The 12,166-nt window shown below is 55.4% G+C and carries 14 protein-coding genes; 2 read left to right on the top strand and 12 right to left on the bottom strand.

What is annotated here, in order from left to right:
- Window positions 1–17 precede the first annotated feature (17 nt).
- The 11 genes from E5C26_RS21745 to E5C26_RS21695 all read right to left on the bottom strand — a co-directional run bounded on the left by E5C26_RS21745 (window position 18) and on the right by E5C26_RS21695 (window position 7,534).
- Window positions 18–1,004, bottom strand: a complete 987-nt coding sequence (locus E5C26_RS21745) for a glutathione S-transferase family protein (protein ID WP_135318151.1) — start codon at window positions 1,002–1,004, stop codon at window positions 18–20.
- A gap of 73 nt (window positions 1,005–1,077) precedes the next feature.
- The gene (locus tag E5C26_RS21740; protein WP_112363736.1) at window positions 1,078–1,473 is read right to left on the bottom strand and encodes a DoxX family protein; all 396 of its coding nucleotides are present in this window, start codon (window positions 1,471–1,473) and stop codon (window positions 1,078–1,080) included.
- A 295-nt stretch (window positions 1,474–1,768) separates the two neighbouring features.
- Window positions 1,769–2,056, bottom strand: coding sequence for a YqjK-like family protein (locus E5C26_RS21735; protein WP_135318150.1), 288 nt, complete (start codon window positions 2,054–2,056; stop codon window positions 1,769–1,771).
- Window positions 2,053–2,454, bottom strand: coding sequence for a phage holin family protein (locus tag E5C26_RS21730; RefSeq protein WP_135318149.1), 402 nt, complete (start codon window positions 2,452–2,454; stop codon window positions 2,053–2,055). The genes E5C26_RS21735 and E5C26_RS21730 overlap by 4 nt, the downstream gene beginning before the upstream one ends.
- A 2-nt stretch (window positions 2,455–2,456) precedes the next feature.
- The gene (locus tag E5C26_RS21725) at window positions 2,457–2,762 is read right to left on the bottom strand and encodes a DUF883 family protein (protein WP_004948431.1); all 306 of its coding nucleotides are present in this window, start codon (window positions 2,760–2,762) and stop codon (window positions 2,457–2,459) included.
- Between the two features lie 164 nt (window positions 2,763–2,926).
- Window positions 2,927–3,298, bottom strand: coding sequence for a DUF1090 domain-containing protein (locus E5C26_RS21720; protein WP_135318148.1), 372 nt, complete (start codon window positions 3,296–3,298; stop codon window positions 2,927–2,929).
- A gap of 222 nt (window positions 3,299–3,520) precedes the next feature.
- Window positions 3,521–3,892: an EnvZ/OmpR regulon moderator MzrA gene (gene mzrA / locus E5C26_RS21715; protein ID WP_135318147.1), complete on the bottom strand. Its 372-nt coding sequence runs from the start codon at window positions 3,890–3,892 to the stop codon at window positions 3,521–3,523.
- On the bottom strand, window positions 3,892–4,572 hold the full coding sequence (locus tag E5C26_RS21710) for a DedA family protein (RefSeq protein WP_135318146.1): 681 nt from the start codon (window positions 4,570–4,572) through the stop codon (window positions 3,892–3,894). The genes mzrA and E5C26_RS21710 overlap by 1 nt, the downstream gene beginning before the upstream one ends.
- 140 nt (window positions 4,573–4,712) lie before the next feature.
- Window positions 4,713–5,159 carry a hypothetical protein gene (locus E5C26_RS21705; protein ID WP_135318145.1) on the bottom strand — a complete coding sequence of 149 codons (447 nt, stop codon included), beginning with the start codon at window positions 5,157–5,159 and terminating at the stop codon, window positions 4,713–4,715.
- Between the two features lie 184 nt (window positions 5,160–5,343).
- Complete coding sequence (gene exuR / locus E5C26_RS21700) at window positions 5,344–6,120, bottom strand: transcriptional regulator ExuR (RefSeq protein ID WP_135318144.1); 777 nt, start codon at window positions 6,118–6,120, stop codon at window positions 5,344–5,346.
- A 115-nt stretch (window positions 6,121–6,235) separates the two neighbouring features.
- Window positions 6,236–7,534: an MFS transporter gene (locus E5C26_RS21695; RefSeq protein WP_135318143.1), complete on the bottom strand. Its 1,299-nt coding sequence runs from the start codon at window positions 7,532–7,534 to the stop codon at window positions 6,236–6,238.
- 386 nt (window positions 7,535–7,920) lie between these two features.
- On the opposite strand from E5C26_RS21695, the gene uxaC reads away from it, so the two are divergent.
- On the top strand, window positions 7,921–9,333 hold the full coding sequence (gene uxaC / locus E5C26_RS21690) for a glucuronate isomerase (RefSeq protein ID WP_135318142.1): 1,413 nt from the start codon (window positions 7,921–7,923) through the stop codon (window positions 9,331–9,333).
- A 20-nt stretch (window positions 9,334–9,353) separates the two neighbouring features.
- Window positions 9,354–10,844, top strand: coding sequence for a UxaA family hydrolase (locus E5C26_RS21685; RefSeq protein WP_135318141.1), 1,491 nt, complete (start codon window positions 9,354–9,356; stop codon window positions 10,842–10,844).
- Window positions 10,845–10,909: 65 nt separating this feature from the next.
- On the opposite strand, the gene sstT is transcribed toward E5C26_RS21685, so the two are convergent.
- On the bottom strand, window positions 10,910–12,145 hold the full coding sequence (gene sstT, locus E5C26_RS21680) for a serine/threonine transporter SstT (RefSeq protein WP_135318140.1): 1,236 nt from the start codon (window positions 12,143–12,145) through the stop codon (window positions 10,910–10,912).
- Window positions 12,146–12,166 lie beyond the last annotated feature (21 nt).

The raw sequence follows: 12,166 nt of genomic DNA, 5'->3' as shown, positions 1-12,166 counted from the left end.
GCAAAGGGGGGAGTGCGTTAACCGAAACGCCGGTCGCGGCCGTGCGGCTCGTCCAGATCCTGCGCCGGCCCGATGGAAATAATGCCGTGAGGATTGATGGTGGCGTGGCTGCGGTAATAGTGATTGCGGATGTGCGGCAGGCTGACCGTTTCGGCAATGCCCGGCATTTGGTAGATATCACGCAGGAAGCCGTACAGGTTGAGATAATCGCTGATGCGGTGTTTGTCGCATTTAAAGTGGGTGACATACACCGGATCGAAGCGTATCAGCGTGGTCCACAGGCGCAGATCGGCCTCAGTCAGGCGATCGCCCGTCAGGTAACGCTGTTGTCCCAGTATTTGCTCCAGTCGTGCCAGCGCTTCAAATACCCCGTTCACCGCTTCGTCATAGGCTTCCTGGCTGGTGGCAAAACCGGCCTTGTAGACGCCATTATTCACCTGGTCATAAATCCAACCGTTCAGTTCATCAATTTTTCCGCGCAGCTCGGTGGGGTAATAGTCACCGGCGCGTGCGCCAACACCATCAAATGCGCTGTTGAACATGCGAATGATATCGGCGGACTCATTGCTGACGATGGTTTGTTGCTGTTTGTCCCACAGCACAGGCACCGTCACGCGGCCGGTGTAATGTTTGTCGGCACGCAGATAAAGCTGATAGAGGAAGTCTGAGTGGTACAGGCTGTCGCCGGTGGCTTCAGGGAAGTCGGTGCCGAAGGTCCAGCCATTTTCCAGCATCAGCGGATGCACCACGGAAACCGGAATGAGTGACTCCAGCCCTTTCAATTTGCGCATCAGCAGGGTGCGGTGTGCCCAGGGGCAGGCGAGGGAAACGTACAGGTGATAACGATCTTTCTCCGCTTGAAAACCTCCAACTCCGTGTTCGCCCGGCTGACCGCCTGTGGTCACCCAATTGCGGAACTGAGAGGTTGAGCGTTTGAAACGGCCTCCGGTGGATGAGGTGTCATACCAGATGTCTTGCCAAACGCCATCGACGAGTTGTCCCATGAGAGTCTCCTTCGTGTCCGAGTGAAAAAGCAGAAGGGCCCGACATGCGGGCCCCTGAGTCGGTGTTAAAACCTTACCACTTTTTGTTCAAAAGACGGTCGATGCTGAAACCGCCTGGGCCGGCAACGGCCAGTACGATGAAGCCGCCGGCGATGGTCAGGTTCTTCATGAACATCAGCTGGTTTACGCCATCCGCAAAGTTAGTATGGAACAGTAACGCGGTCAGGATGGTAAAACCGGCGGTGAACAGTGCCACGGTGCGGGTCAGGAAACCGAACAAAATTGCCAGACCGCCGCCAAATTCCAGCAGGATGGTCAGTGGCAGCAAGAAGCCAGGTACGCCCATCGATTGCATATATTGTTGGGTGCCTGCATAGGCATCACCCATTTTGCCGTAGCCTGCCACGATAAACAGGATTGGCATCAGAATACGAGCAACCAGCAAACCTGCATCTTCTAATTTTTTCATCTTCTACTCCAAAGTGATTTTTGTTTGCCAGTTTTGGCGTTTGTCATGTTAGTGAGCGGTATGCCGGGTCTCTGACCCTGTCCTGCCCGTTTTGTCTTGATGGAGTGAATGTTAATCGCGAAGCAAACGCTTTGTTAGCAAGTAATACTGTCGTATTTTTTCAAAAAAACTGAATCTTTAGCCTGCTAATAAATCGTGGGGAATCAGAAAGTTGCCCAGCCTTCACCGGCAGAAACGCAAAGTCTCTGTGAAAAGGCGGGCAAAACATCGGAAGTATTGATGGAATTGTGGAGGGTTACTTGCTGGAAAAAGTTTTCTGGATCAAGCGGATAGTACCAAAGGCACCAAAAGCGCGGCGTGACCAGCGAATCAGCTTGCTGGGATGGCGGATGCCGTACAACGCCATCACGCTGGAGCCGACCACCAGATATTTACGCAGGCCGAAAAGGGTTTGCCAACCGCGATCGATGCGTTCGGTCTTTTCCAGCCACAGGGTTTTGTTTTCGGCGAGATCCAGCCTTTGCTGCTGGATCTTGCGAATCAACTTCTCTTTTCTCCATTCCAGATAGCGGCGGCGATTCATTTTTCACCTTCCAGCTCGGAACGGTCGATTTCCAACTGCTTGCGTGTCGCACCCAGCAGCGTGGAGCGGCGGGCTTTGACCAGTGTCCAGATAGCGCCAACCACGGCCAGGAACAACAGCACCCCGGTAGTCGCACCTAATGCCATCACACGGTAAACAGGATCGATAGCCCAGAAAATCAGGATCAGCAGGCTCATCAGGCCGAATGCGGTGAAGAGCAGGGTCATGCCGGCCATAATCAGCAACTGAATGAGGTTGGCTTTCTCCTCTTCCAGCTCGACCACGGCCAGGCGAACCCGGGTTTCCACCATACCGACCAGAATAGTGATGATGCGCTGAGCGACATCCAGGACCCCTTTAGCGGGGCCCTGTGCACGAACTTGCGGTTGTTCTGCCATAATTAGCGGCGCGCTAGCAGAACGCCCAGCACTACGCCGACCGCAGCGCCGATACCGATACCGGTCCACGGATTATCACGAACGTAATCATCCGCCTGGCCAGCGATTTGTTTGGTCTGGGAAGCAATCTTGTCCCCGGCATCGCTCAGACGTACGCGGGTATCTTTCAATGCGCTTTCGGCTTTGGAACGCAGCTTTTCCAGTTCAGCTTTTGGCTTATCGGTGGAGGAGTTCAACACCTCTTCCAGCGTATCGGCTAAGGATTTAAGTTCAGCGCGTAAGTTTTCTGCATTTGAATCATGTGCCATGTGATTATTCCTTAACGTTAACTTCGACAGACTTTCAACATAGCGGATTTTTTCGCCGGAGCAAAGGGCGGATGGGTAGCTGATATCACTAAGCATCCATTTTATACACAATAAAAATCCCGTGTGGCGTGGCTCTCAGCGATAAATCCGCTGGTGTAAAAAAATTATTCCGCCTGAGCCTGTTTCAGCTCGGCTTGAGCTTCAGCCAGCTTTTTCTGCTTCTTGGCCACTTTCTCCAGGTTGCCGGTCTGCTGGGCTTCTTTCAGCTCCTGCTGACGCTCGGCAACCTTGCTTTGTTTCTCATCGATTTTTTTCTGACGATCGGCCTGCAGGCTGGCTGGTGTGCAATGGGTTTGCACCTCGCTCAATGCCGTCTTCAGCCCGGCCACACGTTGAGTATTGCCGTGTTGGGTGGCGTAATCGATCTGCTTTTGAATTTCTTGCGCCTTGGTCACACAGCCGTTTTCTGCTGCGAACGACAGTGCCGGTAGGGCGAATAATGGGAGAGCCAGTAAAATGGCTGGGCGTAATTTCATACTATCAGTTCCTTATTAATGGGATGCATTGGCATGCATCCTCTGTTCCTGACTGCCCAAAAAGGCAGTGCGACAGGAGTCTACGCAGCTGACTGACGCTAACCTTTAGCATAGTCACAGATCACGCAGACCCCCAAAGAATCCGCCCCAGTTCGGTGGTGATCGGTGATTAATTGAACAGGGAGCGCAAATGAAAGGAAAACCCTTCATATGAAGGGGGTATTATCCCAGATTGAGTGGGGCGCGTGCAAATTCACGCACCCAATGGGTAGGCACAGGGGATTCGCTCAGGGCGATGATGTAGCCCGGCGGTAGAATGTTTTGTAATGCTTCGCGCGCCAGCAACTGTTGTTCCGGCGAGTCCAGACGGATCACCAGGCCATCGCCTTCCGGGGTGATGCTTTTGATGCGAATGCCGCGCTGATCCAGCCTTTGGTAGACATAAAAACCGTCAGGCAGCGAAAGGCCTTGCTGGCCTGCGCGGATGCGCAGTTCGCTTTCGGTACGCACCATGCAGGGCACCAACAGCGTGGCGAGCGCCAGCAAAGCTAGCGCAATCAGCAACACGTACTGCCAGCGCGGGCGCTTGGTCATCACGCCCCTTTCCCCTGATCCTGGCTATCGGCGCGTTTCTTGCGCCACAGTACGATCAACGAGCCGACCAGCCCGACCACCAGCAACACCAATGGCAGTAGCATCAGGCAGAACATCAACTGGTCTTCATACTTGCGGAACACCGGGGTTTTGCCCAGTGCAAAGCCCAGCGAGGTGAGGATCACTACCCACAGCAGACCGCTCATCCAGTTAAAGAACTGGAAACGTGCGTTGCTCAGGCCGGAGAGGCCGGCAATGGTCGGCAGCAGAGTGCGGACAAACGCCAGGAAACGACCGACCAGCAGAGCGGAAAGCCCATGGCGGTGGAACAACTGATGGGCGCGCTGATGATAGTGAGCCGGCAGATGGGATAGCCAGCCCTGCACGGTTCGGGTATTACCGAGCCACTTGCCCTGTATGTAACTGACCCAGCACCCCAGACTGGCGGCGACGGTGAGGATAAAAATGGTGAGCGGGAAATTCATGGTGCCTTTGGCGATCAGCACGCCAACCAGGATCAGCAGGCTGTCACCCGGCAGAAACGCCGCCGGCAACAGGCCATTTTCCAGGAACAGGATCAAAAACAGCAGGCCGTAGAGCGTCCAAACCAGCGAAGGGTTCGCCAGCGTCTCAAAATCCTGCTGCCATAAGGCATGTAACAGTTCTTTAATGATGTCCATCCGGTGTTCCTAAAACGTCATTGTTTGTTTTTGTCTCAGCGGCGGATCGGGAGTGGGCGCAAAGCGCGCGGGCGATCCTGGCTGCTGATAATGATGAAACGGCGTTGCTTTTTAGTGGTTTCTAATCGGTGCGACACCGGTCAAGAGTGGTAAGTCAGCGTGCCACGATAAAGCATATTACTTTCTTTCCAGCCACCCAGCCTGTTTTGCTGCTGTGAGGTATGCAGCGTCCAGTTGATCTGGGCAAGCCGGTTTGGCGCAGGTGATTTCTGGCGCGGGAGTCGAGTACTGTGACCCAACTCTGTGGCTAACGAATAAACCGGCAGCAGTTGGGCGGGGGCGGGTAGCGAGCCGGGGTAAGAATGTACCCGCGGCAGCAGCAGCGGCATTTTACCTGGCGCTTTACGTCGCAGTTCTGCCGGTGACCGGTAAACCGGGTCATCAGGGGAAAACACCGACTCGGCGAGCGATGGCTGACCGTTCTGTGCTGTGGGAATAGCTTTGGAAGACGCCGCGCATAGCTTTTGGCCGGAGACCGAACCGGTCCAGCAAAAAAGAGCAATAAGCATGGCAAACAACCAGCGCATGTATTCGCGTCCCGCCCCGTAGCAGAGGGTAAAAAGTGGCTCAACTTTACCAAAATAGCACGATTGGCAACAGGGAAATCTACGTTGCCAGCGGTGAAATACTACACGGCAAATCGCCGTTCAGGCATCGATTCAGCGGATTTTACAATACCTGACATAACACTACGGTTTTTGACCGCCTGAGCTATTTATTTTCTGCGGCCACGCCGTCCAGATGAACCACCGGATTATCGGCGAACAGATAGCGGTCAGCGTTATATTCAAAATCGTCGCTGGTGGCGTTGAACAGCATTTGCTTGGTATTTTCCAGATGCTGCCACATGGCCAGTTTGGCGGCGTAAGGATCTTTACGTATCAATGCTTTGAGGATCTGATCGTGATCGTCACACCAGCTGGCGATTGAACGGTGGTCGATATGCTCGTGCAGTTTGATCCAGTAAGGGTTATTTACGCGCTGGACCCACATTTTTTCCACGATGGTGGCCATCGCCGTGTTCTGGGTAGCCAGGGCCACCTGAACATGGAATTTCAGATCCCACTGGGAATCACGGAAGCGATCTTCTTTACGCGCCTGTTCCTGGATCTCCATCAACTGAACAATGTCCTGTTTGGTGACCTGGGTGGCGGCGAATTCGGCAATGTTGCTCTCGATCAACTGACGTGCCTGCAGCAGTTCAAACGGCCCGGCGGTGGCAAACTCAATGCTGTCGCCCGGCACCACCAGATTTTTTTGGTGGTTGGACATCACGTGGATCCCGGAGCCTTTGCGCACGTCAACATAGCCTTCCACTTCCAGCATGATGATCGCCTCCCGCACGACGGTGCGGCTGACGTTCATCTCTTCGGCAATATAGCGTTCGGCCGGCAGTTTATCGCCCACCGGGTACCGGCCGCTTTCAATACGCTGCTTAAGTTCGGCGGCCAGTTGCTGATACAGGCGTCTGGTTTCAGTGAATTCCATAGTGAATGCTCTTAGGGTAGAGAGGGGCGCGTAACCATGGATTTGTTATACCACTTATCCGGCAGAGCTACCAGTGGCTGCGGGGAACGCCCGGCACGGTGGCCGGGCGGTGGGATTAACTGCGTACTGGATCTGCTTGCAGTGGATCTTCCTCTGGCTGCGAAGCTGGCCGATTTTGCAGGATGGTCCAGATGGCGATGGCACCGAGAATATCGAATACCGACAGCGCGGCGAACAGCGGGCTGAAGCCCAGGGTATCAGCCAGCGCACCGACCACCAGGGCAAACAGGGTGCTGGCGGTCCAGGCTGCCATGCCGGTCAGGCCGTTGGCGGTGGCCACTTCGTTGCGACCAAATACGTCTGAAGAAAGGGTAATCAGTGCGCCAGACAGCGCCTGATGGGCAAAACCACCGACGCACAGTAGCGCGATAGCCACATAAGGGCTGGTAAACAAACCGATCATGCCGGGGCCAATCATTAGCACCGCACCCATAGTGACCACCAGTTTGCGTGACACAATCAGGTTGACCTTAAAGTGCTTTTGGAAAAACGGTGGCAGATAGCCACCAACGATACAGCCGAGATCGGCGAACAGCATCGGCATCCAGGCGAACATGGCGATCTCTTTCAGGTTAAAACCATAGGCTTTGAACATGAATAACGGGATCCAGGCATTGAAGGTCCCCCAGGCAGGCTCTGCCAGAAAACGCGGTAGCGCGATACCCCAGAACTGGCGGTTGCGCACAATCTGCCAGGCGGACATTTTCTTGGCGTTGTCGGTTTGGTGCTGCGCTTCCTGGCCCTCCAGGATGTAATCGCGTTCCTCACTGCTGAGTTTCTTCTGGTCTTTCGGGTGTTTATAGAAAATCAGCCAACAGATGGCCCAAATCAGGCTTAGCACGCCGGTGATGATAAACGCCATTTCCCAACTGTGTGCCACTATGGCCCAGACCACCAGCGGCGGAGCGAGCATGCCGCCGATCGACGAGCCGACGTTGAAGTAGCCAACGGCAATTGAACGCTCTTTGGCCGGGAACCACTCGCTGCTGGCCTTGAGTCCGGCGGGGATCATCGCCGCCTCTGCCATGCCAACGGCGCCGCGTGCCAGTGCCAGACCGCCCCAACTGTTGGCGAGTGCCGTGCCCATACAAAACAGCGCCCACAGAATGGCGAACATGGCATATCCCACCTTGGTACCCAATACGTCCAGTACGTATCCCGCCACCGGCTGCATCAGGGTGTAACAGGCGGAATAGGCCGCGACGATGTATGAGTATTGCTGCGTGGTGATATGTAAGGTGCCTTCCAGCGTCGGTGCAGCCACGGCGATGGCGTTACGCGTCAGGTAGCCCAGCACGGTGCCGATGGTCACCAGCCCGATCATGTACCAGCGTAACCCTTTAATTTTACGCATCAAAAATATCTCCCAGTCTTCAATTGGCGACGCTTGGATGGCGACAGCGTTTAAGGGGCGATCCCTTTTCGTTGTTCTGCGTCGGCCTGTCCGTCACCGGCGTTTTCCCGCCGCATGAACGACTGGGTGGCGAGACAATAACTTGTCATACAGATTTAAAAGTTGAGTGATATCACAAAAGCCATTTTTCAATTGGGCAATACTGTTTGTCGTATAATTATGCGATTCAGGCGGCTTTTTGCCGTAAAACTGCCGGTTGATGGCCATTTAGGGGCGGCAGAGCCAAAGCTGAGGGTGATATTTTGCTGGACGCTCAGTGGAATTGGTGTGATAACTTTGTCGCATTGGGCACGGTGCCGAACGGCAATCAAGGTGAGGAGCCAGATATGGCGACGTTTTTAAACGAAGATTTTCTGTTGGGCAGCGAGTTTGCCCGGCGTTTGTATCATGACTATGCGGCAGATCAGCCGATCTTTGACTACCACTGTCATTTACCTCCGGAGCAGATCGCCGAGAACACCCGCTTCAAAAATTTATATGAGATTTGGCTAAAGGGCGATCACTATAAATGGCGGGCGATGCGTACCAACGGTGTGGCTGAGCGACTGTGTACCGGTGATGCCGGCGATCGTGAAAAGTTCGATGCCTGGGCCGACACCGTGCCGCACACCATAGGTAACCCGTTGTACCACTGGACCCATCTGGAGCTGCGTCGCCCATTCGGGATTACCGGCACGCTGCTTTCCCCAACGACGGCGGACGATATCTGGCAGCGCGGTAACGCCTTGCTGGCGCAGGACGATTTCAGGGCGCGCGGCATCATGCAGCAAATGAATGTGAAGATGGTCGGTACTACCGACGATCCGATCGACGACTTGCGCCACCATAAAGCCATTGCGGCTGACAGTAGCTTCGATATCAAGGTGTTGCCAAGCTGGCGACCGGACAAAGCGTTCAATATCGACGCACCGGGTTTCAATGATTATCTGCAAAAACTGGAAGCAGCAGCGGATATCAATATCGGCCGTTTTAGCGCGCTGTGTGACGCGCTGAAAAAACGCATGGATCATTTTACCGCCCATGGCTGCAAAGTGGCTGACCATGCGCTGGACGTGGTGGTGTATGGCGAAGCGGACGAAAGCACATTGGACGCGATTTTAACGGCGCGCCTGAGTGGCAAGCTGCCGACGCCGGAGCAGAGCGCCCAGTTCAAAAGCGCGGTGCTGCTGTTCCTGGCCGCCGAATATCAACGTCGTGAATGGGTACAGCAGTATCACATTGGTGCGCTGCGTAATAATAACAGCCTCATGCTGGCTAACGTCGGCCCGGATATCGGCTTCGACTCGATTAACGATCGGCCGCTGGCGGAGCCGCTTTCTCGCCTGCTGGACGCCCAGTCACGTCAGGGTGGGCTACCGAAAACCATTCTGTATTGCCTAAACCCGCGCGACAACGAAGTGATCGGCACCATGGTCGGCAACTTCCAGGGCGAGGGTACGCCGGGCAAGATGCAGTTTGGCTCCGGCTGGTGGTTCAACGATCAAAAAGACGGTATGCAACGGCAGATGACACAGCTGGCGCAGTTGGGCCTGCTGAGCCGTTTTGTCGGCATGCTGACCGACAGTCGCAGTTTCCTGTCTTATACCCGCCATGAATACTTCCGCCGCATCCTTTGCCAGATGATTGGTGGCTGGGTGGAGAACGGGGAAGCGCCGGCGGATATCACTCTGCTGGGTGAGATGGTGAAAAACATTTGCTTCGACAATGCCAAAAACTATTTTGCCATTGAACTGGCGTAGCCGTTGCCCGAGGTGGGTTTATGCAAAGCATGGTAAAAATTCATTCGCTGGATAATGTCGCGGTAGCGCTGCGCGATCTGGCTGCCGGTGAAACGCTGGCGCTGGAGACACAGACTATTGAGCTTGTGCAACCAGTGACGCGCGGGCACAAGTTTGCGCTGCAGCCGATTGCCGTCGGTGAGGCCATCACCAAGTACGGTTTGCCTATCGGTCATGCGTTGGTAGCCATAGCGCTGGGTGAACATATTCACTCGCAAAATGCCAAAACCAACCTGAGCGATCTCGACAGCTATCAGTATCAACCCGCTTTCCCGACGCTGCCGCCACAGGCTGCGGATCGTGAGGTGCAGCTTTACCGCCGTAACAGCGGGGAGGTGGGGATCCGCAACGAACTGTGGATCGTGCCGACCGTTGGCTGTGTCAACGGCATTGCCCGGCAAATCCAACAGCGTTTTCTGAAGGAAACTCAGGACGCGCAGGGGATCGACGGTGTGCACTTGTTCAGCCACCCGTTTGGTTGCTCGCAACTGGGTCAGGATCACGAGAACACGCGCACCATGCTGCAAAACATGGTGCGCCATCCGAACGCCGGGGCGGTGTTGGTGATTGGCCTCGGGTGCGAGAACAATCAGGTGGATGTCTTCCGCAGTACGCTGGGCGCTATCGATGAGCAACGGGTGCGCTTTATGGTGTGCCAGCAGCAGGACGATGAGGTCGAAGCCGGGTTGGAGCAGTTGTATGCGCTGTATCAGGTGATGCGCAACGATCGCCGCCAGCCGGGCAAGCTGAGCGAGTTGAAGTTCGGATTGGAGTGCGGCGGGTCGGACGGCCTGTCGGGCATTACCGCCAACCCACTGCTGGGGCGTTTTTCTGATTACCTGATCGCCAATGGCGGCACCACGGTGCTGACCGAAGTGCCGGAAATGTTTGGTGCCGAGCGGATCCTGATGAGCCGCTGTCGCGATCAGGCGACCTTCGAGAAGACCGTCAGCATGGTGAACGACTTCAAACAGTACTTCATCGCCCATAATCAGCCGATTTATGAAAACCCATCACCGGGCAACAAAGCCGGTGGTATTACCACGCTGGAGGAGAAATCTCTCGGCTGCACGCAGAAAGCCGGACAGAGTCAGGTGGTAGACGTGCTCAAATATGGTGAACGCCTGCGGCAACCCGGATTAAACCTGCTCAGTGCGCCAGGCAATGACGCGGTAGCGACCAGCGCGCTGGCCGGTGCCGGCTGTCATATGGTGCTATTCAGCACCGGACGCGGCACGCCTTATGGCGGTTTTGTGCCAACGGTAAAACTGGCGACCAACAGCGAACTGGCGGCGAAGAAACCCCACTGGATCGATTTTGACGCTGGTCGGCTTATCCACGGCACCCCGATGGAAAGTCTGCTGGAGCAGTTTGTCGACCTGATCGTGGCGATTGCCAATGGCCAGGCGGCACGTAACGAAGTGAATGATTTCCGTGAGTTGGCGATTTTTAAAAGCGGGGTGACCTTGTAGGGCAGTGGTATCGAGACCAAAAAAAGGCGCTCGATAACGAGCGCCTTGTCGAGTAAGCCTGGAAATTAACGCACCTTCAGCGGATCTTCATCTGCCAAACGTTGGTCTTCTGCCTGACAGGCTGCGGCAGTAAACAGTACGTCGGTAGAAGAGTTCAGTGCGGTCTCGGCGGAGTCTTGCAGCACGCCGATGATAAAGCCGACGGCGACTACCTGCATGGCCACGTCGTTCGGAATACCGAACATGTTGCACGCCAATGGGATCAGCAACAGCGACCCCCCGGCCACACCTGAAGCGCCACAGGCGCAGACGGCAGCCACGATGCTCAGCAGCAGTGCGGTCGGCACGTCAACCGGGATCCCCAGAGTATGCACCGCCGCCAGCGTCAGCACGGTAATGGTGATCGCTGCACCGGCCATATTGATGGTCGCGCCCAATGGGATAGAAACCGAATAGGTGTCTTCGTTCAGATTCAGCTTTTTGCACAGCTCCATATTCACTGGAATATTGGCGGCCGAGCTGCGGGTGAAGAACGCGGTCACGCCACTTTCACGCAGGCAGGCGAACACCAGTGGATAAGGGTTGCGGCGGATTTTCCAGTAAACGATCAGCGGGTTCAGCACCAGCGCCACCAGCAACATACAGCCGATCAGCACCACCAGCAGTTGAGCATAGCCCCACAGCGCACTGAAGCCGGTTTCTGCCAGAGTCGAAGCCACCAGGCCGAAGATGCCGAGCGGGGCGCAGCGGATCACCGCACGAACCACCATGGTAACGGCATGTGACAGATCGTTAATCAGTGATTTGGTGGTGTCAGAGGAGTGGCGTAGTGCCAGCCCCAGGCCCACAGCCCAGGCCAGAATACCGATATAGTTAGCGCTAATCAGCGCCTGGAACGGGTTGGCAACCACGCTCAATAGCAGGCCTTTCAGCACTTCAACAATACCGCCCGGTGGGTTGATGTCGGTATTGCCGGCTACCAGTGCCAGATTGGACGGGAACATAAAGCTGAGTACCACCGCCACCAGCGCCGCAGCGAAAGTGCCCAGCAGGTAGAGGAACAGGATCGGCCGGATATTGGTTTTCTGCCCGTGTTTGTGATTGGCGATTGAGGCCATAACCAACACCAGTACCAGTACCGGTGCCACTGCTTTCAGTGCGCCAACGAACAGCGCGCCCAGCAAGCCGACTGCCGAAGCTGCTGCCGGTGAGACCAGTGCAACGATAATACCGGCCACCAGGCCGACCATGATTTGTTTGACCAGACTGCCCTGAGTGATTTTCTGTAATAGTTTTTGCATAGTGCTTTTTCTTCCCGATGA

The organism is Serratia proteamaculans (genome assembly GCF_004684015.1).
Lineage (GTDB): Bacteria > Pseudomonadota > Gammaproteobacteria > Enterobacterales > Enterobacteriaceae > Serratia > Serratia proteamaculans_F.
Note: the sequence above shows the minus strand (reverse complement) of the source record. Positions and strands in the feature narration are given on the sequence as shown.